Source organism: Corynebacterium freneyi, from assembly GCF_030408835.1.
In the GTDB taxonomy this organism is placed as follows: Bacteria; Actinomycetota; Actinomycetes; order Mycobacteriales; family Mycobacteriaceae; genus Corynebacterium; species Corynebacterium freneyi.
In genome coordinates this window covers 2,390,639-2,411,418 of sequence record NZ_CP047357.1, presented here as the reverse complement: position 1 = coordinate 2,411,418, position 20,780 = coordinate 2,390,639, and the positions used below count along the sequence as shown (strand labels likewise).

Genomic DNA, 20,780 nt, shown 5'->3' with positions numbered 1-20,780 from the left:
CCGGTGCCGCGACGATTACGACGACTACGTCGATTACAGGGTATCGCCGGGCAGGGAAGGGCCGAGCAGTTCGTCCGCGTCGACGATGCGGTAGGCGTACCCCTGCTCGGCGAGGAAACGCTGCCGGTGGGCGGCGTACTCGGTGTCGAGGGTGTCGCGGGCGACGACGGAATAGAAGATCGCACCGCCGCCATCGGACTTCGGACGCAACAGACGACCCAGGCGCTGCGCCTCCTCCTGCCGCGACCCGAACGTGCCCGACACCTGCACGGCGACGGCCGCCTCGGACAGGTCGATGGAGAAATTCGCCACCTTCGACACGACGAGGGTGGTCAGCTCCCCGGCGCGGAAAGCGTCGAAAAGCTCCTCCCTCCGCTTGTTCGACGTCTTGCCGTCGATGACCGGCGCGTCGAGGGCCCGCCCCAACTCCTCGAGCTGATCCAGGTAGGCGCCGATGACCAGGGCCGGCTCACCGGGATGGCTTTCCAGCAGCTTCTCGACGACCGGAATCTTCGTCGGTGAGGTGGCCGCCAGCCGGTAACGATCGGCCGCCTCCGCGGTCGCGTACACCATCCGCTCCGACTCCGTGAGGGTCACGCGGACCTCGATGCACTCCGCCGGCGCGATCCACCCCTGGGCCTCGATGTCCTTCCACGGGGCGTCGTAACGCTTCGGGCCGATCAAACTGAACACGTCGCCCTCGCGCCCGTCCTCGCGGACCAACGTCGCCGTCAGCCCGAGGCGACGGCGCGACTGCAGATCCGCGCTCATGCGGAACACCGGCGCCGGCAACAGATGCACCTCGTCGTAGATGATCAGGCCCCAATCGCGCGAATCGAACAATTCCAGGGCACGGAACTCGCCCTTCGTCTTGCGGGTGACCACCTGATACGTCGCGATCGTCACCGGGCGGATCTCCTTGCGCTCGCCCGAGTACTCGCCGATCTCATCCTCCGTCAGCGACGTGCGGCGCAGCAGCTCATCGCGCCACTGACGCCCCGCGACGGTGTTGGTCACCAGAATCAACGTCGTGCGCTTGGCATCCACCATCGCGGCCGCACCGACGATGGTCTTGCCGGCACCGCACGGCAACACGACGACGCCCGAGCCGCCCTCACGGAAGGAATCGGCCGCATGCCGCTGGTAATCGCGCAGATCCCAGTCCACGTGCTCGCCCACCCACTCGATGTCGTGGGCCTCGCCGTCGACGTAGCCCGCCGTGTCGCCCGCCGGCCATCCGACCTTGAGCAGCTCCTGCTTGATGCGGCCGCGCTCGGAGGGGTGCACCGTCCACGTGTCCGCGTCGATCTCCACGCCGAGCATCGGACGGATCTTCTTGTGGCGCGTGATCTCCGCCAACACCGCCGGATCCGACGACTCCAGCACCAGGCCATGGGCCGGGTGCTTCGACAACGTCAGACGACCGTAGCGGTCCATCGTCTCCGCGACGTCGATGAGCAGCGCCTGCGGCACCGGGAACCGCGAATACTTCTCCAGAACATCGACGACCTGCTCCGCGTCATGGCCCGCCGCACGCGCGTTCCACAGCGCCAACGGCGTGATGCGGTAGGTGTGGATGTGTTCCGGGGCCCGCTCCAACTCGGCGAAGGGCGCCAGCGCCGCGCGGGCGGCATCGGCGTCGTCGTGGTCGATCTCGAGGAGGACCGTCTTATCGGACTGGACGATGAGGGGACCGTCGCCGAAGGACACGGGGAATCACCACTGCTTCCGGTTGGGGGATGCTCGGTCGGAGTGCGCGCCGACGGCCGCGCGGGCCGAAACGCGCCAAAACCCCATTATGACCCCGTTCGGGTCACGCGTCGAGGACGACTTCCGTCACACGGTGCAGCAGAAAACGCAGCACCTGTCCCGTCGCCGGGTCCACGGCGTCGACCTGCCCGCCCGACACCGTCACCGGGCGGACCCGGCGACGACCGGCGCGGCCGTTGCGGTCGACGAAACCGATGGTCACGTCCAGGCCCGACCGCGCGGCACGGTGGAGCAGCGCCTGGGCGGCCGCCCCCGTGGCGGGATCGTCGTCCATGTCGATGCGGGTGCCTCCGCCGGTGTCGGCGGCACGATCCCCGGCCTGGATGGACTGCAGCGCCTGGCTGATCCGGCCGTCGTCGGCACGCGTCGGGGCGGCGGGGCGGCGCGGAGCCTCGGGTACCCGGAACCGCTCGGGCCGCAGATCCAGCGCCGCGCCCAACGGGTCCTCGGCGATGGCGGACAACCCCGCATCGCGCAGCGCCCCGATCATCGTCGCCGGATCGACCTGTGCGATGGCGACGGTCTCCGCGAGGCGGCGCAGCCCCAACCGTTCGGCCACGGGATCGGCGAGAACCCGCGCGAGCAGCGCCGGATCCTCGCAACGCAGGTACGCCGCGGCGGGACCCCCGCGCAACCGGCCATGCCGACGGGCAACGTCGTCGATGAGGTACGTCACCGACTGCGGCACCTCGCCGAGACTGCTGTCGGACAGGAACGCGTGCAGATCCGCCGCCGACGTCCCAGTGTCCAGGGCGCGGCGCACCGACTCCTCCGACATGCGGTGGACGCTGGCCACCCCGGAGGATTCGAGATCCGTGAACGATTCGAGCGTTTCCAAAAACGCCCCTTCCGCGGGCCCCGGCACGAGGATCGTCAGGTCGGCCTGCACGATGAACCGCGTCGCCGGCGCCGGCAGCGACGAGGCCAGGGCGTCGGCCAGATCGCCGTCGTCGTGAAGCTCTCCGAGATCACCCGCCGCGGCGCGACCCGCGCTCGACGCCCCCGCCCCGATGGCCGACCCGGCGCCGCCGCCGGCCGGCACCGCCAGACCCAGCACCGCGAATTCGGCGAGGATCTGTTCGAGCACCTCATCCGGGCAGTGCGAGGACGCGATCGGGGCCCGCGCCAGGAAACGGGCGCGGACGTCCGGAATGCCGAAACCGGGCTCGGTGCCGTCGCACAGCAGCCGCAGCACCCGCATGCGCAGCTCCGGGGACCCGGCGCGCCGGGCATCGGGGGACAACAGCGCCAGCGGCTTGCCCGTCGGACCCTCCGCACCGATCAGCCACGGCGCCTCCTCCGAGGCGAGCCACCCGGTGATCAGACGCGCCCACCGCCGGGCCGCGGTCTCCTCCAGGAAGGAATCGGCGACGGCCGTCGGCGCGAGGTAATCGCCGCCCGAATCATCCTCGGGCAGGGGCCGCGGCGTGCCCACGTGGATGAGCCCCGCCGCCGACGCCATGGCGACGATGCGCGCCAACTCCAGGTCGCCGACGCCCAGCGCCTCGACGAGCCGCCGGTGCTCGCGCACCCCGATGGTGCCGTCCTTCAACGTCGGCGCCGCGCGATCGCCGAGCAGCTCCAGCAGTGCCCGCACCGAACGCAGCAGCTCCAGCGCCGCCCCCGCGGCAACACCGTCGGCGTCGCGCAGCTCCACGGACTCGGCGGGACCGGGACGCAGGGCGGGCGGACCATCCGGGAGTACGGACCCGCGCATCAGGGCCCGGACCCGGCCGGGCAACCGCACGGTGGAATCGTCCATGCGCTCGAGCAGGCCCGCCGCGATGAGACGCGGCACCGGCAGCGACGGGTCGGCGTCTTCCGCGGCGTCCCGGGTGGTGCCCAGGCCACCGGCGTCGGCGAGCGTGTCCAACAGCTTGCGCTGGCGTTCGTCGGTGGCAGACAGCGCCGCGCGCATCTCCGCCGTCGTTGGCTCTCCGGGCCGGGGGATGAGCCGCCAGCTGGCCGGCAACGCCGCGACGACCTCGTCGGCGACGAGCAGGTGATCCTCCCACTCGCCGGAGGACTTGCGCGTCGACTTGCCCGAAAACGCCCCCGACCCGCCGGGCCCGTCGCCGTGGATGAGCGCCGATTGCCGCAACTCGTCGAGCGCCTCGCGGGCGTGGGCGATCGTCGGCCGCTGCCGCGCCGGCACGCCGACCGCGGCCAGACCGTCCCTAAGCTCGTCGATGACCGCCGCCGCGGCCACCGGTTCGACGTCTCCGCCGAGATCGACGGCGGCTTCGAGGAGCCCGAGTCCGAGCGCGTCGACGTCGGCCAGCGCGCGCTGCACCGACGAACGCAGCTGCAAACGGCCCGCCAGCGCATCGGAGGAACGCGGCGGGGGAGACAGCGCATCGGGGCGCCGGCGCAGCAGCTCGGCGAGGAACCCGTCGGAACGGGCCGCGAGCCAACGGCGAAACGGGGGAAAGGGGGTGGCGTGGGTCATCTCGGCTCCCACATTAGCCCCGGGAAAGGTGACTGGCGTCGCCGTTTCTGAGATGATGATGAGCATGGCTAACGTTCAGAAGAAGAACCAGTACGTTGATCCGGGCTGGCCGCAGGACCTCGCCCCGGGCGAGCACGCCGTCACCGAGTTCGTGGGCCGCTACGCCGGCGCCGATTCCCCCTACGGCGAGACCACTTTCCCGGTTCCGGTGGAGACCCTGAATTACGTCCACCCCACCACCGTCATCAACAAGAACAAGTAGCGACGACGGCCGCACCCGCCGCGGCCCGCGCCCGATGGTCCACGGGATGAACCGGGACCATCGGGCATTCGTCGTGCCCGCGGGCGCCGGGGCAAGGGGGAGACGACGGACGGTGTCGACATGCAGGGTCGACCAACCGCCCATGAGGAAACCGCCTCCGGCAGCGCCCATGAAAAAACCGCCTCCGGCTGAGCCGGGAGGCGGTTTTTCGTGCGGCGGTGCCGCGGTGGCGACGGTCGTCGCCTGGCTCGGCCCGGGACCTTAGACCAGGGCGGGGATGTTGCGGGGCAGGCCGCCGAGGATGTCGTTGTACGCGTCGGTGATCTCGGTCGGCAGGGCGACGCCCTGGGAGGACGCGATGCCGCGGGCCTTGTCCAGGATGGAGTTCAGGTCCGCGATGGAGCGGGCGCCCTGCAGGTCGCCGATGATGGACCGGATGGTGTCGGCGTCGAGCGACGGGGACTCGGGCGCGGCCTGGCGGTCCTGGGCGCCCTGGTTGCCGGCGTAGTTGGCGCGGGCGCCGGAGCTCGGGTGCGGGCGGTCGGTCGGGCCGGAGGACAGGCCCAGCTTGGCGGAGCAGGCCGGCCAGGCGCCCCAGCCCTGCGCGGCGAGGACCTTCTCGGCGACGTAGATCTGCTCGATGCGGGAAGCCTTGTCGGCGGTCGGGGCGAACTCGCCGCCGCCGAAGCCGTTCCAGGTGCCCGCCGCGAACTGCAGGCCACCGTAGTAGCCGTTGCCGGTGTTGATGTGCCAGTTGCCGCCGGACTCGCACTGCGCCAGGCGATCCCAGTCGGAGTCCGGGGCGGCGGTGGCGGTCGGGGCGGCCATCGCGGCGCCAGCGCCGAGGATGGCACCGGTCAGGGCGACCTTGGCGGAGGTGGAGACGAAGTTGCGGTTCTTGATGGCGTGACGGGCCATGTCGGTGGTTTCCCTCTCGTTGATTTCGGTGATTCGCCGTCGGGGTTAGCTGTCGGGTTCGGGCGGAAGGGATGCCCGGCGGACGTGGTTCGTCCGGCTTCACCCCAGGGAGTCGGAACATCGCGGTGGATGTTCGTCCCGTCCGGTTGGTGCCGGTGGTTTCCCCGACCCCGTCTCGATCAGGATGTCGTCCATGAAGTTTTCGCTTGCCGCGGGTCTCCGTGGTGCCGTCCCGGACGGGGTTGGGCGAGGGGCGGCGGAGGGGCCGTGGTGCGTCGTGTGCGTACGGTAGCCGTTGGTAACGGAATAGTCACGTTAGTCGGGGCGGCGGGTGTCGTCGGAGGTTTTGCCGAAGAACGGCTGCTTTACGACGTTGCCGCTGTTCAGGTGGCGTAATGGTGGGCGTGGGGCGGGTGTGAATGTCTAAAAATGTGACCAAGGTCACGTTATGGTGCCGTGATCTTCGGGCGTTTGAGTGGCGTCGGCTATAATCGGTTGTTTCATCGCGGACGGGCGCTCCTGCCCGCCGACGAACGCCGACGAACGATGACCGCCGTTTTTCGCCGACGGCAACGAGAGAAACGGCAACGAGACGAACGGCGACGAGAGAAAGGTGGCCCCGGTGCCCATCGGCAAGGTCAAGTGGTACGACAAGGATCGCGGCTTCGGCTTCGTGTCCAACCCCGGCGGGGAGGACGTCTACGTCGGTCGTGCCGTGCTGCCCGAGGGAGTCGACGAGCTGTTCAAGGGCCAGCGCATCGAATACGACTACGCCGACGGACGCCCGGGGCCCCAGGCGCTGCACATCACGGTCCTGGAGGAGGCTCCCCGCGTCGGCCGGGGAAGCGGGGGACGCCGCCAGGCCAAGCGGCACTCGCCGGCGGACCTCAACGGCATGATCTCCGACATGATCTCGATGCTGGAATCCACCGTTCAGCGTGACCTGCGCGCCGGCCGATACCCGGACCGCAAGGACGGCCACCAGATGGCCGAGGTGCTGCGCGCCGTCGCACGCGAACTCGATCACTGATCCCCGGCGCGGGTGCGGCCGGAGGACAGGCCCGGCTGCGGGGCCGATGCAGCCGCGGTGACGGGGTAAGAGAGGCGCGCGGGGCGGTTACTCGCCGTCGGCGTCGTTGGCCACGGACCAGGTGATGCCGTACGGCACCTCTTCGCCGGCGTCGTCGTGGCCGATGACGGTCGTGGAGACCTCGATGACGCCCAGCGGGACGCGCTCGCCGTTGACCGAGGCCGAACCCGCGACGGATTCCGTCTTCGCCTCGCCCGGCTCCTTCCGGTCCGCCGAGTTCACGGCCTCGTCGACGTAGAAGCGCTGCACCGCCCACGTCACGGAGGCCACCTCGTCGGCGACCTCGATCTCCGCGACCTCCTCCGGTTCGATGGACACGTGCGCGGTGGCGTCGTCGTCGGTGGTGCAGGCGCCCTCGCCCTCTTCGAACATGTTGCAGATGCGGTAGGGGAGAACCTCGATCTCCTCGTCGCCGAGGCGCACCGTCATGGTCAGCGCCGCCGGATCCTCCACGGTGCCGTCGTTGGCGCGGTCGAGGACCAGGACCAGGCCCGTGATGATCAGCGCGACGGCGACGATCACGCCGATGATCCGCCACGTCTTCTTGTTCGCCAGGGTCGCCACGGGCACGCTCCTCCGCTCGTCGTCGCCGGGCGTCGTCGGACGCCCGAACCGCAGGTCAGTCTAACGGCGATCATTCGGCCGGCGTGAACCGGACCTCGAACAAGGTGGGCCAGTACTTTCCGGTCACCAGGAAATGGTCGGTGCCCGGGACATTCGCGATGCCGTTGAACACGTCCGCGCGGTCGCGGGCCTCCGGCGACAGCGACTCGACGAGCGTGGTGGCGTCGGCGAAACCGGTGACCTCGCCGGTGTCCGGGTCGATGCGGACGATGTCGTTGGTCATCCACCGGTTCGCCCACACCTCCGGGCCATCCGGGCCGTCGACGCATTCGAGCTCGTTGAGCTGGTCGACGAGGACGTCGCCGACGACGACGTCGACGCTCCCGGTCTCCTCGAAGGTCTCCGGGTCGCGGAAGGTCAGGGTGTGCGAACCGTCGGACATCACCAGCCGATCGCCCTGATCGCACAGGCCCCATCCCTCGCCGGAGTACTCGACGCGGCCGGTTTCCTCCAACGTCACCGCATCGCGGGCGAAGGCGACGCCCTTCTTCCACGTCAACTGCCACACGCGGTCGCCGGAGCGGGTGATGCCCTCGCCGAAGAACTCCCGGGGCAGGTCGCGGCGATCCTCCGCCGGGGACCCGGCGCGCCAGTCGCGCACCCGCCAGATCGCCGACTCTCCGTACTGCCCGGTGCCGATCAGCAACGACCCGTCGTCGTCGATCTCCAGCCCCTGCGTGAAGGCCCCGTCGTCGAAGGGATGCTCGGCGACGACCTCGATGTTCAAACGGGGAATCGCGGCGATGGCATCCGCCCCGTTCGCGCCGTAGCCCCCGCCGGCCGCCGATTCCGCCGCACCCGACGACCCGGCCGCAGACGTCGCCGGCGCGTCGTCGTCAAGCGAATCGGAGGAACAGCCCGCCACGAGCAGGACGGTCGACAAGATCCCGGCCGAAACGGCCTTCGCGCTGAGCTTCATGCACCTCATCCTAGAATGGCCACCGTGACAGACAATCGACGCCGCCGTTCCCGCAATCGCCGCCGCTCCCGCGGACCCCTGTTCGGCGAGCGGGCCGTCGACATCGCCCGCGCCGCAATCGACGACATGGACGAAGGACCCGCGGGCGACCACGTCGGGGTCACCGTCACCCACCCGGGGGTGGTGGTGCACCGCTTCGCCGCCGACCTGCCCGGCTACCGCGGATGGGAATGGCACGTGGTGCTCGCGTGCGCGCCGGGCACCGACCACATCACCGTCAGCGAAGTCGCCCTCGTCCCCGGCGACAGCGCCCTGTGCGCCCCCGAGTGGGTGCCGTACGAGGACCGGCTGCGCCCCGGCGACCTCGGCCCGCGGGACCTGCTGCCCGCCGCAGCCGACGACCCCCGCCTGACGACGGCCGACCCCGAAGACCGCGAACTGTCGGAGGAGGGCCTGCGGCAGACCGCCAAACGCTGGCTCGACGGCGACACCGGCCCGCACGGCGAATTCGCCGACGAGGCGCTGCGCCACTGCGGCACCTGCGCCTTCTTCATCCCCCTGGAGGGACCCCTCGGCGCCGATTTCGGGGCGTGCGCCAACGAATGGACCTTCGACGCCGACGTGGTCAACGTCGACCACGGCTGCGGCGCGCACTCGGCCACCCCCGAGGTCACCGGCGCGGGCGCCCCCGAGGGCCGCGCCTACGACGACCAGGAGATCGTGGAACGGGCGGATCTTCGCGGCAACCGGCGCGGCGACGACTGACCCGCCGCCCGTGTTGCCCGGCGGGGGCCGGGGGTGCGATTCTGAGAAGCGCATTAACGATCCCCGGTCGCCGCGCCCAACCGCGTCGGCCGGCTTTCAGACTTTTTCAGACTGGAGCGCAAGCGCATGGCCGAATCCAAGGTGGAGCCCGCATCCGCACTCGATCGCTACTTCAGCATCACCGAGCGCGGCTCGACCATCGTCACCGAGGTCCGTGGCGGCGTCGTCACGTTCTTCGCGATGGCGTACATCATCCTCCTCAACCCGCTGATCCTCGGCGGCATCGAGGATGTCGAGGGCACCGTCCTGTCGGTGCCGCAGGTCGCCGCCATGACCGCGTTCGCGGCGGGCGTGATGACCATCCTGTTCGGCGCGTTCGCCAAGTACCCGTTCGGCATCGCCGCGGGTCTGGGCATCAATACCCTGGTGGCGGTCACCTTCGTCGCCAATGAGGGCCTGACCTGGCCCGAGGCGATGGGCCTGGTGGTCATCGACGGCATCATCATCGTGGCGCTGGCGGTGTCCGGGTTCCGCTCGGCGGTGTTCGAGGCGATCCCGCCGTCGCTGAAGGCGGCGATGGCCGTCGGCATCGGCCTGTTCATCTCCATCATCGGCTTCGTCGACGGTGGCCTGGTCCGCCGCATCCCCGACGCCGCGGGCACGACCGTGCCGGTGCAGCTGGGCATCGGCGGCCACATCACGTCGTGGCCGACGGCGGTGTTCGTGCTGGGCATCATCATCTGCGGCGTCCTGGTGGTGCGGAAGGTGCCGGGCGGCCTGTTCATCGGCATCGTGATCAACACGATCATCGCGCTCATCGTCGAGGCGCTGACCAAGTCGGGTCCGTCGTTCGTCGACGGCGAGCCGAACCCGAACGGCTGGAGCCTGGCCGTGCCGGGCGCCCCGGACGGCATCGGCGGGCTGCCGGACATGTCGCTGCTGGGCCAGTTCGACATGTTCGGCGCGTTCGTGCGCGTCGGCGTCATCGGCGCGACGATGCTGGTGTTCACCCTGGTGTTGGCGAATTTCTTCGACGCGATGGGCACGATGACGGGCCTGGGCAAGCAGGCGGGCCTGGCCGGCGAGGACGGCGTTTTGCCGGACATGAAGCGCGCCCTGGTCGTCGAGGGCCTCGGTGCGGTGGTGGGCGGCGCGACCTCGTCGTCGTCGAACACCGTCTACGTCGACTCCGCCGCGGGCATCGGCGACGGCGCCCGCACGGGCCTGGCCAACGTGGTCACGGGCCTGCTGTTCCTGCTGGCGATGTTCTTCACGCCGTTGTACGAGATCGTCCCGGTCGAGGCTGCGGCCCCGGTGCTGGTCATCGTCGGCGCGATGATGATGGCGCAGATCACCGAGATCGACTTCACCCGTTTCGACATCGCGTTGCCGGCGTTCATGACCATCGTGATCATGCCGTTCACGTACTCCATCGCCAACGGCATCGGCGTCGGCTTCATCACCTACGTTCTGCTGGCGTTGTTCTCGGGCCGCGCCCGCGAGGTCCATCCGCTGCTCTACGTCGTCGCCGCGCTGTTCCTGGTGTACTTCGGCATCGAGCCGGTGTCGGCGATGCTGGGCGTGTAGGGGTGTCGCCGCGTCGCATCCGGGTCGATGATCCGGCGGATCCCCGTCTCGACGACGTCCGCGATCTGAACCGTTCGGATTCCCGCCCCGATTTGCCGGGCGGCAAGGGGCTGGTCATCGCGGAGGGGGCGTTGATCGTCCCCCGTTTGGCGGGGTCGAGGTTTCCGTTGCGCTGCATCGTGGGCACGCCGCGCCGTTTGGATGCGCTTGACGACGACCTGTCGTCCGGCGACCCGGCGGCACGGGAGGCGGCGCTGTCGGTGCCGTGGTTCGAGGTGGACCGTCCGGTGCTCGCCGGGGCGGTGGGTTTCGACATGCACCGGGGGTTGCTCGGGGTGGCCGACCGGGCCCCGGAGCCGTCGGTGGCGGAGGTCGTCGACGGGGCGCGCACGTTGCTCATCCTCGAGGGCGTGGGCGATCACGAGAACATCGGCGCCATGTTCCGCAATGCCGCGGGCATGGGCGTCGACGGCGTGCTCTTCGGGGCGGCCTGCGCGGATCCGCTGTACCGGCGCGCGGTGCGGGTGTCGATGGGCCATGTTCTGCGCCTGCCGTTCGCGCATCTGCCGGGCACGACGACCACGTGGCAGCGGTCGTTGGAGGGTTTGCGAGAGCGTGGTTTCCGAATCGTCGCGATGACTCCGGGGGAGGGGGCGGTCGACCTGTGGGAGGCGATGGCGCACGAGAAGGTGGCGATCCTCGTCGGCGCGGAGGGCCCGGGGCTGACGGAGCACGCGATGCGCGCGGCGGACGTCCGCGCCCGCATCCCGATGGCCGACGGCACCGACAGCCTCAACGTGGCCACCGCGGCCGCGATCGGCTTCTACGAACGGTTGCGCTTCTGAATCGTCGCCCAGGCCTTCTTGCCCAGCCCGCGGATGCCCTCGCCGAGTGAACGGGCGCCGTCGGCGGCGGCACGGCCGAATTTGCGGAGGCCCTCGGCGGGGTCCTCGGAGGCCCGGGGCGAGTGGTCCTCGTAGTCGTCGTAGTCGATTTCCCCTGCGGCGGGGTGGGGGATGTCGCGCGTCGCCCGGGCGCGCCGGGCGGTGACGGGTTCCTGCGCCGAGGCGCGGCGGCCGTCGATGGCGAAGGCGCTGACGGGGATGTCGGGGCCGGGGTCGGCGGGGTCGAAGCCCAGCCACGCCTCGGCCGCCGCGTCGGCCAATTCGGCGGGGACGAAGGGCATGGCCACGCCCCGGCGCGGGCCGCCGGCGGGCTGCTCGTCGGAGGCTTCGGGCTTGCGGCGGCCGGCCCAGAAGTCGCCTTCGAAGACGTCGGGAACCCCGATGTCCTCGATGATGGTGAACCGCGTCGCGGAGAACGCGCGCTTGAGTTCACCGGCCCGCCAGTGGGCGAAGGCCCCGAAGCCGGTGTCCGGGTCGGAGGCAAAGGCGTACACGTCGGTGGCGGCGATTCCCCGCAGGTAGCGCCCGGGCAGGTCGGACAGCCGCGAGACGTCGTCGAGGACGGTCTGCACCACGGCCAATCCGTCGAATCCGCCGATGTAGAACTCGCCGGCACCGGCGGGCGCCGACCTGTTCAACGGGAAATCGCCGATGGGCGTCACCGTCAGCCGCGGATCGAGCAGCGCCAGGTACTTGCGGCCGAACCCCCGGTCATGGTCGGGTTCGGCGGTCAGGACGGCCAACGGCTCGGCGGCCGTGACGAACCAGATCGTGGCGACGCCCGCGCGCCGCCCCTGGGTCGAGTTCATCGCCCCGCCCGTCACTTGCGGTCCGTGGGTCGCACCCCGAGCAGCACGTCCTCCCAGGAGGGCATGACGGTCTTGCGCCGGCGCTTCGGCGCGGGGCCGTCTTCCGGATGGCGCAGGAACTCGTCGTCATCGTGGTCGTCGTGGTCGTCCCGTCCATCAGCCGCGGCACCCGACTCGGGCCCGGCGCTTTCCGACGATCCGCGGCCGCCGGGAAGCGGCGCTTCGTCCACCGGCGGCGCGGGACGCAGACCGGGGGCCGCGTCCTCCACAGACGACAGGTTGCGGCGGGGACGGGCGAAGTCGGGGTCGACGAGCTCCGCGGCGATGGTGTTGCGGGCGACGGTCGACGCCGACGCACCCTCGGCGTGGAACGCCCACTCCGCGGTGGTCGTCGAATGGCCGGCCGACCAGGTCACGCCGATGATCCACTGCCCGGCGGGGTCGCGCCACGCATCCCACTCCGACGTGCCCAGGTCGAGGCCCCGGGCGGCGAAGGCGGTGGCCAGAATCTCCCACAACGTCAGCTGGGCGGGGCCATCCGCACGGCGCGGACGCGACTGCTTGCCCAACTCCGCGATGCGCGCCCGCTCCGCGAGCACCGGATGGGCGAAGGGCTCGATCCGGCGGGCCGGCATGCCCGTCAACTCGACGAGCTCGTCGACCGAGGCACCCGCGCGAACGCGATCCTGGATCTCCCGGGGACGCAGCACCATCTTCGGCTCCGACGGCTCCGCCGGTTCCGTCGGTGCGGACGGTCCAGGGGATCCGTCAGAGGTCGCGGAAGGCTCGGACGATGCGGCGGTCTCCGGCTTGTACCCGGTCTCCCCGGCCTCGTCGCCATCCCCGGCGCCACGGTCGGACTCGGCCGCTGCGGCATCGACGTCGGCGTCGTCACGCGAACCATCGGCGGGGGAGGACACGGCGGCGACCAACTCGCGCAGCTCATCGGTGACCGGCAGAACGTACCGCTCCGCGTCCCCCTCGCCGGAATCCGCGGCGACGAGGACGATGGTCCCCGGCTCGCCGGCGTCCGCGATGGGCTTCAATTCCCGCATTCGACAACCTCCTGGGAATGACCGCCGTGTACTTTCCCCCATGCTAAACGACGAAACCCCCGCTCGGCCGCCATGACGATGAAGCGGCGTGTGCGGGGGTTCGCCCGAATCGGGGCGGGGCTTGCGGCTAGGCCGAAGCGTGGCCGTTGTCGAGGATCCAGTCGATCGCGCCGGTCAGCTTCTTGATGTCCTCCGGGTCGATGGCCGGGAACATGCCGATGCGCAGCTGGTTGCGGCCCAGCTTGCGGTACGGCTCCGTGTCCAGGATGCCGTTGGCGCGCAGGATCTTGGCGACCTTCGCCGCGTCGACGTCATCCGCGAAGTCGATGGTGCCGACGACCAGCGAGCGAGCGGCCTCGTCCGCCACGTACGGGGAGGTCTCCGAGCGGCCCTCGGCCCACCGGTACAGGTGCGACGAGGACTCGGTGGTGCGGGCGACCATGCCGTCGAGGCCGCCGTTGGCGTTCATCCACTTGACCTGATCGGCCAGCATGAGCAGCGTGCCCACGGCCGGGGTGTTGTAGGTCTGGTTCTTCAGGGAGTTGTCCACCGCGGTCTGCAGGTTGAGGAACTCCGGGATGAAGCGGTCGGAGGCGTTGATCTTGGCGATGCGCTCCAGGGCGGCCGGGGACATCGCGGCCAGCCACAGGCCACCGTCCGACGCGAAGCACTTCTGCGGGGAGAAGTAGTAGGCGTCGGCCTGGGAGATGTCGACCGGCAGGCCGCCGGCGCCGGAGGTCGCGTCGATGGCGACCAGCTGGCCCTCGGAGCCCTCCGGACGGACGACGGGCACCATCGCGCCGGTCGAAGTCTCGTTGTGCGCCCAGGCGATGAGGTCGACGCCCTCCTCGCCCGCGACCGGCTTCGGCGCGGTGCCCGGCTCGCCCTCGATGACCTGCGGGGCGTCGAGCCACGGCGCCAGCTTGGCGGCCTTGGCGAACTTCGACGAGAACTCGCCGAAGGACAGGTGCGCCGACTTCTTCTCGATGAGCCCGAAGGTGGCGGCGTCCCAGAAGGCGGTCGCGCCACCCAGGGACAGGATGATCTCGTAGCCGTCGGGCAGCGAGAAGAGCTCGGACAGGCCCTCGCGGACCTCGCCGACGACGTTCTTCACGGCCGGCTGGCGGTGCGACGTGCCCATGATGTTCGTGGCGCCGTCGACGACGGTCTGGATCTGGGACGGGCGGACCTTGGACGGGCCGCAGCCGAAGCGGCCGTCGCCGGGGAGGAACTCGGCGGGCAGGGAGGGGAACTGATCGCTCATTTGGGCGCAACCTTTCGGTGGGTTATGGACCACCTAGACTCTAACGCCCCGGGTGCGGGCGGGTCACGGGCGGGGGATCGTGCCCGAATCCCCCGGTCCGGGTGAGGGGCCGGAGGGGGCCTTCAGGTGTGGCGAATTGCTATTCGCAAAGTTAACAAAATGTGAAGATTGCAAAGTGTAGCGTGTGCAATGTAACGGAATGTCGAGATGGCCGTTTCGGCTGCTCCGGCGTGGTTGGGGGTGGATTTGCTTTCGGAGGGGGAGGTGTTTGGCGGGTGGTGCGCGAAAGTATCTGAATGGTCGGGTGCGGCGGTTGCCGTGGTGGGCTTGCATATGTCGTGACCTGCTTAAACGTGGTGTTGCCACTTTGCGGGGAAGTCGTTAAGCTGGCCGCCGCGCCGCCGTGCAGGGAAAACTGCGGGGGTAAGGGTGTTGCCGCCCTCACATTCTTTGCTAGAGTGTGCCGCAGTCCACTGCTGGCGGTTGAGTATGGCTCGGCCGGACCCCGGTGTGAAGCGGGCGAAGACGTTCCTCGTCCGATCCGCGCCGGGCACCATCCGCGTGATCTTCCGGATGTGCGGATAGTGTGGGCCGTGGCCGGCGAGACAACGCCGGATTGCCTGAACGACACATTTTCAGCGAAAGGGAAGTTGTGGCTACTGAGAACAACAAGGCCGTGCTCCACTACCCCGGCGGCGAGTTCGAGATGGACATCGTCAACGCCACCGAGGGCAACGACGGTATCGCCATCGGCAAGCTCCTGGCCGAGACCGGTCTGACCACCTTCGACCCCGGCTACACCGCCACGGGTTCGACCAAGTCCGCGATCACCTACATCGACGGCGGCAACGGCATTCTCCGCCACCGCGGTTACCCGATTGAGCAGCTGGCCGAGCAGGCCACGTTCAACGAGGTCTCCTACATGTTGATTAACGGCGAGCTCCCCACCCCGGAGGAGCTGGAGAAGTTCAACCACGACATCCGCCACCACACCCTGCTGGACGAGGACTTCAAGCGCGCCTTCTCCATCTTCCCGCGCGGCGCCCACCCGATGGCCACCCTGGCCTCCTCGGTCAACATCCTCTCGTCCTACTACCAGGACGAGCTCGACCCGTCCGACCCGGAGCTGCGCGCCCTGGCGACCTCCCGCCTCATGGCCAAGGTCCCGATGCTCGCCGCCTACGCCTACCGCGCCTCGAAGGGTCAGCCGTACCTCTACCCGGACAACTCCCTGAACGCGCGCGAGAACTTCATGCGCATGATGTTCGGCTTCCCGTCCGCCAAGTACGAGGTCGACCCGGTTCTGGTCGACGCCCTGGACAAGCTGCTCATCCTGCACGCCGACCACGAGCAGAACTGCTCCACCTCGACCGTGCGCATGGTCGCCTCCTCCGGCGCCAACATGTTCGTCTCCATCGCCGCGGGCATCAACGCCCTGTCCGGCCCGCTGCACGGCGGCGCCAACCAGGCCGTCCTGGAGATGCTCGAGGACATCAAGAACAACCACGGCGGCGACGCGACCGACTTCATGAACCGCGTCAAGAACAAGGAGCCGGGCGTCCGCCTCATGGGCTTCGGCCACCGCGTGTACAAGTCCTACGACCCGCGCGCGGCCATCGCCAAGAAGACCGCCCACGACGTGCTGGAGCACCTCGGCGGCGACGAGCTGCTGGATCTGGCCATGAAGCTCGAGGAGATCGCGCTCGCCGACGACTACTTCGTCCAGCGCAAGCTCTACCCGAACGTCGACTTCTACACCGGCCTGATCTACCGCGCCATGGGCTTCCCCACGGACTTCTTCACCGTGCTGTTCGCCATCGGCCGCCTGCCGGGCTGGATCGCCCACTTCAACGAGCAGGTCACCGATCCGGCCTCGAAGATCAACCGTCCCCGCCAGATCTACATCGGCGAGAACGAGCGCGACTTCGTGCCCCGCGACAAGCGCTAAGAGCCTTCGCTCGACGAACGCCGACACCCCGTGCCGCCTCTCGGCGGGACGGGGTGTCCGTCGTTTTCCGCACGACGACTCCCGTCCGAGCGCCCACCCGGCGTCGCGGGTTGCATTAGACTTCACACGAAGAAACCGAACCGAAGCGGCCACGGCGGGCATGATGTGCGCGCCCGGTCGCCGATACGAGGAGACTCACCATGACGAAGCCCGAACTCGGCGCCAAGTCCGGCCCGGCCCCCACCGAATTGGTCATCAACGACATCACCGTCGGCGACGGTGCCGAGGCGACCCCCGGCGCCCGCGTCGAGGTCCACTACGTGGGCGTCGAATACGAGACCGGCGACGAGTTCGACTCGTCGTGGAACCGCGGCCAGTCCATCGAGTTCCCGCTCAACGGCCTCATCGCCGGTTGGCAGGAGGGCATCCCCGGCATGAAGGTCGGCGGCCGCCGCGAGCTCATCTGCCCGCCGGAGAAGGCCTACGGCCCCGCCGGCGCCGGCCACTTCCTGTCGGGCAAGACCCTCGTCTTCGTCATCGACCTGCTCGACGTCAAGTAAGTCGCACGGCACCGAGCACACCAGGCGACGCGCGGAGGGCACCGGGCAATGTGTGCAACGTGCGGCGCGCCAAGAGGTGCTCGACGTGGGTGACAAAGGGGCGCGGCCGGCGGAACACCCGCCGGCCGCGCCCCTTTCGCATGCCCGGTCAGCTTCCGAGCGCGAACTCCCGGTAATGGGCGAACCGCTGCTCGCGGCCGACGCGCTCCGGTGCGGTCTCCAGCGTCCACAGCGCGTGGGCGATGGCGCCGAGGACGCGGTCGACCAGGTCCTCCCGGTTCTCCGGCTCGGCGATGACTTCGTCGACGACCCCGGCCGCCAGCAGCGCCTCGGCCCCGACGCGCTGCGCCTCCATCATTTCGGGGGCGTGCTCGGTGTCGCGGTGGATGATCGCCGACGCGCCCTCGGGCGGCAGCGGCGACAACCACGCGTCGTGCATGGCCAGCGCACGGTCGGCGGGCAGCATGGCCAACGCCCCGCCGCCGCAGCCCTGGCCGAGGATCATGGACACGGTGGGCACGCGAACGTCGAGCAGCGCGGTGAGGGTCCGGGCGATTTCTCCGGCCATCGCGTTTTCCTCGGCGTCCTTGGTCAGCTCGGCGCCGGCGGTGTCGATGACGGTGACCAGCGGGATCCGCAGGCTCTCGGCCAAGCGGATCGCCCGCTGGGCGAAGCGCAGCGACCCCGGACCCATCGGATCGGGGCCCAACGGAGGCTGCTGGTGGCGGTCCTGGACCACGAGCACGACCGGGCGACCGGCGATGCGGGCCAGCACGGCGCGCACCGCGCGGTCGCTTTCGCCGTCGCCGGTGCCGGACAGCGGGACGGAGCGGTCCTCGAGGGCGGCGAGGATGTCGCCGCCGCCCGGGCGCGACTCCATGCGGGTGCGCAGAATCGACTCCCAGGCGCTGCGGCCGTCGGGCACCGCGTTCGGCGCCGGGGCGGGTTCCGAGGTCTCGACGTCGGGCATGAGAACGTCGATGGTGCGGCGCACCGAACCGCGCAGCTCCTCCGGCGAAATGACGCCGTCGATGATGCCGCGCTCGAACAGGTTCTCGGCGGTCTGCACGCCCTCCGGGATGCCGGTGCCGGTGGTCAGCTCGACGACGCGCGGGCCGAGGAAGCCGAGCAGCGCCCCCGGCTCGGCGAAGGTGAAGTGCCCCGAGGAACCCCACGACGCCATGACTCCGCCGGTGGTGGGGTTGCGCAGGTACACGAGGAACGGCAGGTGCGCGTCCTTGTGGCGGGCGACGGCGGTGGTGATGGACACCATCATCGCGAACGCCGGCGTGCCCTCCTGCATGCGCGTGCCGCCGGACGTGGGGGACAGCAGCAGCGGCAGCCCCTCGGCGGTGGCGCGCTCGATGCCGAGGATGATGCGGCGCGCCGTCGCCGCGCCTATGGAACCGGCAAGGAAAGAAAACTCCGAGCAGATCACCGCCACGCGGCGGCCGCCGACCTCGCCCTCGCCGGTGAGCACCGCCTCGTCGACCCCCGACTTCTCGCGCGCCCGCTCCAGCGTCGCGGCGTAGTCGGCGTCGATGTCGCCGTAGTCCGGCGGGGTGTCCCAGCTGCGGTACGTGCCCCGGTCAATGACGGAATCGATGAGTTCGCGTGCGCTCGTGCGTGACATGCCCCCAGGTTATGGCAAAGAAATCCTTCCCGCGCCGGGCGGGCCCCATGTCCTCGGGTGATCTCTGCCGGTGTGATCTCGACCGCCCCGGAGCGCCGCCTCTCCGCCCGCCCGCCGCACGAAACCTGGATAATGGGCGAGTACCGGGCAACCGGGAAAACCGGCCACGATCGCGCGTCGAAGGCGCCCGGCGATCGGGCAGCGGCAGGCGACGGGCGCCGAAACGGAGAATCACCCGGCGATGAAGACCATTCTGGACCTCGACACTGGCATCGACGACGCGCTGGCGCTGGCGTACGCGCTCGGTTCGCCGGAGCTGGAGCTCATCGGCGTGACCGGCACGTACGGCAACGTCCTGATGAAGGACGGCGTGGCCAACGACCTGTCGCTGCTGGACCTGTTCGGCCGTCAGGATGTGCCGGTTTTCCACGGCGAGCCGCACGCGTCGACGAAGGACGGTTTCGAGGTCCTGGAGATTTCGGCGTTCATCCACGGCCGCAACGGCATCGGCGAGGTCGATCTGCCGGCGTCGCAGCGCTCGGTCGACGAGCGCGGCGCGGTGGATTTCCTCGTCGATTCGGTCCGGGAGCACGGCGATGATCTGGTCATCGTCGCCACGGGCCCGATGACGAACCTGGCCGCCGCCATCGACCGCGACCCGGAGTTCGCGGCCAACGCGCGGATCGTCATCATGGGCGGCGCCCTGACCGTGCCGGGCAACGTCCGTCCGTGGGCGGAGGCAAACATCAACCAGGACCCGGAGGCGGCGGACAAGCTTTTCCGTTCCGGCGCCGACGTCACCATGATCGGCCTCGACGTCACGCTGCAGACGCTGCTGACCTACGAGGAGACGAAGCAGTGGCGTGAGCTGGGCACCGAGGCGGGTCGCGTGCTGGCGGACATGACGGACTATTACATCAAGGCCTACGACACGACGGCGCCGCACCTGGGCGGTTGCGGCCTGCATGATCCGCTGGCGGTGGGCGTCGCGGTCGATCCGTCGTTGGTGACGGTCATCGAGCACAACATGAAGGTCGACGTCGACGGCGAGACCCGCGGCCGCACCATCGGCGACGAGGTCCGGCTCAACGATCCGGAGAAGAACGTCAAGGTCGCGGTGGGCGTGGACGTCGAGCGGTTCCTGTCGGAGTTCATGTCGCGGATCGGGTCGGTGGCGGCCCGTGGCTGAGGTGGCGGCGCTTGTCGACGGCCTGTCGTCCGCGCCGGGCGCCGTGGCGGTGGTGGGCTCCGCCAATGCCGACCTGACGGTTCGGGTGGCCGCGTTGCCCAAGCCGGGGGAGACCATCGCCGGAGGTCCGTTGGTGGTGTTGCCGGGAGGAAAGTCGGCGAACCAGGCGGCGACGGTGGCTCGCCTCGGCGTGGGTGCGTCGTTCATCGGGGCGGTCGGCGACGACCCCAATGGCGTGATGCTGCGCGATGCGCTCGTCGATGCCGGGGTGGACGTCGCGCACCTGTCGGAGTCGGGGGAGGCCACCGGCACCGCGATGATCCTCGTCGACGATGACGCGGAAAATTGCATCGTCATCTCCCCGGGGGCGAACGGCACCGTCGACGCGGATCTCGTCGCCGGGCACGCCGACGCCATTCGGGACGCCGAGGTGCTGGGCCTGTGCCTGGAGGTCGGGGATGACGCGGTGGTCGAGGCTGCGCGCATCGCCCACGAGGCGGGCGTGACCGTGGTGTTCAACCTGTCGCCCGTGCGAGAGGTGCCGGAGGAGCTGCTGGAGCTGGTCGACGTGCTCATCGTCAACGAGCACGAGCTGGCCGCCCTGGTCGGTGATGCGGCGGCGGCCGAGGGCGCCGAATCCGGCGATTGGTCCGACGCCGCGACCGCGCTGGCCGCCAAGCACGGCATCCGCACCGCCGTGGTCACCCTCGGCGGTGCGGGATCGGTGGTCGTGGAATCCGGGGAAGCCGGGGAGTCCGACGCGGTGACGGCCACCCGCATCGACGCGGTGCCCGTCGACGTCGTCGACACCACCGGCTGCGGCGATTCCTACATGGGCGCCCTCATGGCGGGGCTGGCGTCCGGGGCATCCGTCAACGACGCCGCCCGACTCGCGGCCGCGGTGGCGGCGTTTGCGGCGGGCGGCGAGGGGGCGCAGGCGTCCTACGGCACCGCCGACCAGGTCCGGCGATTCGCCGAGAACGGTCGGAGGGGCTGACTGCCCCCCGCCCCGGGGTAGGGCGGGGTTGGCCTG

Annotated in this window: 18 protein-coding genes and 1 riboswitch; of the genes, 9 read left to right on the top strand and 9 right to left on the bottom strand. The window is 70.1% G+C overall.

Features of this window, described 5'->3' with window-relative positions:
• Positions 1-33 precede the first annotated feature (33 nt).
• Both CFREN_RS10790 and CFREN_RS10785 read right to left on the bottom strand, forming a co-directional pair.
• Positions 34-1,710 (bottom strand): DNA repair helicase XPB, encoded by a 1,677-nt coding sequence (locus CFREN_RS10790; protein ID WP_209652002.1) that lies wholly within the window; start codon positions 1,708-1,710, stop codon positions 34-36.
• A 103-nt stretch (positions 1,711-1,813) separates the two neighbouring features.
• Complete coding sequence (locus CFREN_RS10785) at positions 1,814-4,219, bottom strand: helicase-associated domain-containing protein (RefSeq protein WP_209652004.1); 2,406 nt, start codon at positions 4,217-4,219, stop codon at positions 1,814-1,816.
• A 64-nt stretch (positions 4,220-4,283) separates the two neighbouring features.
• On the opposite strand from CFREN_RS10785, the gene CFREN_RS10780 reads away from it, so the two are divergent.
• Positions 4,284-4,481 carry a hypothetical protein gene (locus CFREN_RS10780; protein WP_070522680.1) on the top strand — a complete coding sequence of 66 codons (198 nt, stop codon included), beginning with the start codon at positions 4,284-4,286 and terminating at the stop codon, positions 4,479-4,481.
• A gap of 261 nt (positions 4,482-4,742) precedes the next feature.
• On the opposite strand, the gene CFREN_RS10775 is transcribed toward CFREN_RS10780, so the two are convergent.
• Positions 4,743-5,399, bottom strand: coding sequence for a transglycosylase family protein (locus CFREN_RS10775; RefSeq protein WP_070522610.1), 657 nt, complete (start codon positions 5,397-5,399; stop codon positions 4,743-4,745).
• Positions 5,400-5,418: 19 nt separating this feature from the next.
• Positions 5,419-5,602, bottom strand: a riboswitch (cyclic di-AMP (ydaO/yuaA leader).
• A 419-nt stretch (positions 5,603-6,021) separates the two neighbouring features.
• Here CFREN_RS10775 and CFREN_RS10770 point away from each other — a divergent pair.
• On the top strand, positions 6,022-6,429 hold the full coding sequence (locus tag CFREN_RS10770; protein ID WP_209652006.1) for a cold-shock protein: 408 nt from the start codon (positions 6,022-6,024) through the stop codon (positions 6,427-6,429).
• An 87-nt stretch (positions 6,430-6,516) separates the two neighbouring features.
• On the opposite strand, the gene CFREN_RS10765 is transcribed toward CFREN_RS10770, so the two are convergent.
• Positions 6,517-7,053: a DUF2771 family protein gene (locus CFREN_RS10765; RefSeq protein WP_209652007.1), complete on the bottom strand. Its 537-nt coding sequence runs from the start codon at positions 7,051-7,053 to the stop codon at positions 6,517-6,519.
• A gap of 70 nt (positions 7,054-7,123) precedes the next feature.
• On the bottom strand, positions 7,124-8,032 hold the full coding sequence (locus tag CFREN_RS10760) for a glutaminyl-peptide cyclotransferase (protein WP_244979479.1): 909 nt from the start codon (positions 8,030-8,032) through the stop codon (positions 7,124-7,126).
• Positions 8,033-8,047: 15 nt separating this feature from the next.
• Between CFREN_RS10760 and CFREN_RS10755 the strand changes: the two genes are divergently transcribed.
• The 3 genes from CFREN_RS10755 to CFREN_RS10745 all read left to right on the top strand — a co-directional run bounded on the left by CFREN_RS10755 (position 8,048) and on the right by CFREN_RS10745 (position 11,229).
• Positions 8,048-8,797 (top strand): DUF3027 domain-containing protein, encoded by a 750-nt coding sequence (locus CFREN_RS10755; protein WP_070522619.1) that lies wholly within the window; start codon positions 8,048-8,050, stop codon positions 8,795-8,797.
• Positions 8,798-8,923: 126 nt separating this feature from the next.
• Entirely contained in the window at positions 8,924-10,384 is a 1,461-nt protein-coding gene (locus CFREN_RS10750) for an NCS2 family permease (protein ID WP_209652011.1), read from the top strand.
• Positions 10,385-10,386: 2 nt separating this feature from the next.
• Positions 10,387-11,229, top strand: a complete 843-nt coding sequence (locus CFREN_RS10745) for a TrmH family RNA methyltransferase (RefSeq protein WP_209652013.1) — start codon at positions 10,387-10,389, stop codon at positions 11,227-11,229.
• Here CFREN_RS10745 and CFREN_RS10740 read toward each other — a convergent pair.
• The 3 genes from CFREN_RS10740 to serC form a co-directional block, all read right to left on the bottom strand.
• The gene (locus tag CFREN_RS10740; protein WP_209652015.1) at positions 11,208-12,098 is read right to left on the bottom strand and encodes a DUF6928 family protein; all 891 of its coding nucleotides are present in this window, start codon (positions 12,096-12,098) and stop codon (positions 11,208-11,210) included. The genes CFREN_RS10745 and CFREN_RS10740 overlap by 22 nt on opposite strands.
• Positions 12,099-12,109: 11 nt before the next feature.
• The gene (gene sepH / locus CFREN_RS10735) at positions 12,110-13,153 is read right to left on the bottom strand and encodes a septation protein SepH (protein WP_209652017.1); all 1,044 of its coding nucleotides are present in this window, start codon (positions 13,151-13,153) and stop codon (positions 12,110-12,112) included.
• Positions 13,154-13,280: 127 nt separating this feature from the next.
• On the bottom strand, positions 13,281-14,417 hold the full coding sequence (serC, locus tag CFREN_RS10730) for a phosphoserine transaminase (protein WP_209652019.1): 1,137 nt from the start codon (positions 14,415-14,417) through the stop codon (positions 13,281-13,283).
• Between the two features lie 652 nt (positions 14,418-15,069).
• On the opposite strand from serC, the gene CFREN_RS10725 reads away from it, so the two are divergent.
• Positions 15,070-16,365: a citrate synthase gene (locus tag CFREN_RS10725; protein ID WP_083291577.1), complete on the top strand. Its 1,296-nt coding sequence runs from the start codon at positions 15,070-15,072 to the stop codon at positions 16,363-16,365.
• A gap of 200 nt (positions 16,366-16,565) precedes the next feature.
• Complete coding sequence (locus CFREN_RS10720) at positions 16,566-16,925, top strand: FKBP-type peptidyl-prolyl cis-trans isomerase (RefSeq protein WP_035120389.1); 360 nt, start codon at positions 16,566-16,568, stop codon at positions 16,923-16,925.
• 148 nt (positions 16,926-17,073) lie between these two features.
• Here CFREN_RS10720 and CFREN_RS10715 read toward each other — a convergent pair whose 3' ends face one another.
• Positions 17,074-18,558, bottom strand: coding sequence for a carboxyl transferase domain-containing protein (locus tag CFREN_RS10715; RefSeq protein WP_070522630.1), 1,485 nt, complete (start codon positions 18,556-18,558; stop codon positions 17,074-17,076).
• 241 nt (positions 18,559-18,799) lie between these two features.
• Here CFREN_RS10715 and CFREN_RS10710 point away from each other — a divergent pair, with 241 nt between their 5' ends.
• Together CFREN_RS10710 and CFREN_RS10705 are read left to right on the top strand one after the other, a co-directional pair.
• Positions 18,800-19,747 (top strand): nucleoside hydrolase, encoded by a 948-nt coding sequence (locus CFREN_RS10710; RefSeq protein WP_070522633.1) that lies wholly within the window; start codon positions 18,800-18,802, stop codon positions 19,745-19,747.
• The gene (locus tag CFREN_RS10705) at positions 19,740-20,744 is read left to right on the top strand and encodes a ribokinase (RefSeq protein ID WP_224370417.1); all 1,005 of its coding nucleotides are present in this window, start codon (positions 19,740-19,742) and stop codon (positions 20,742-20,744) included. The genes CFREN_RS10710 and CFREN_RS10705 overlap by 8 nt, the downstream gene beginning before the upstream one ends.
• Positions 20,745-20,780: the final 36 nt, after the last annotated feature.

Coding starts and splice junctions, on each gene's coding strand:
- CFREN_RS10785 (WP_209652004.1), bottom strand. CDS start 4,219: ATGACCCACGCCACCCCCTTTCCCCCGTTTCGCCGTTGGCTCGCGGCC.
- CFREN_RS10780 (WP_070522680.1), top strand. CDS start 4,284: ATGGCTAACGTTCAGAAGAAGAACCAGTACGTTGATCCGGGCTGGCCG.
- CFREN_RS10775 (WP_070522610.1), bottom strand. CDS start 5,399: ATGGCCCGTCACGCCATCAAGAACCGCAACTTCGTCTCCACCTCCGCC.
- CFREN_RS10760 (WP_244979479.1), bottom strand. CDS start 8,032: ATGAAGCTCAGCGCGAAGGCCGTTTCGGCCGGGATCTTGTCGACCGTC.
- CFREN_RS10755 (WP_070522619.1), top strand. CDS start 8,048: ATGGCCACCGTGACAGACAATCGACGCCGCCGTTCCCGCAATCGCCGC.
- CFREN_RS10750 (WP_209652011.1), top strand. CDS start 8,924: ATGGCCGAATCCAAGGTGGAGCCCGCATCCGCACTCGATCGCTACTTC.
- CFREN_RS10740 (WP_209652015.1), bottom strand. CDS start 12,098: ATGAACTCGACCCAGGGGCGGCGCGCGGGCGTCGCCACGATCTGGTTC.
- sepH (WP_209652017.1), bottom strand. CDS start 13,153: ATGCGGGAATTGAAGCCCATCGCGGACGCCGGCGAGCCGGGGACCATC.
- serC (WP_209652019.1), bottom strand. CDS start 14,417: ATGAGCGATCAGTTCCCCTCCCTGCCCGCCGAGTTCCTCCCCGGCGAC.
- CFREN_RS10720 (WP_035120389.1), top strand. CDS start 16,566: ATGACGAAGCCCGAACTCGGCGCCAAGTCCGGCCCGGCCCCCACCGAA.
- CFREN_RS10715 (WP_070522630.1), bottom strand. CDS start 18,558: ATGTCACGCACGAGCGCACGCGAACTCATCGATTCCGTCATTGACCGG.
- CFREN_RS10710 (WP_070522633.1), top strand. CDS start 18,800: ATGAAGACCATTCTGGACCTCGACACTGGCATCGACGACGCGCTGGCG.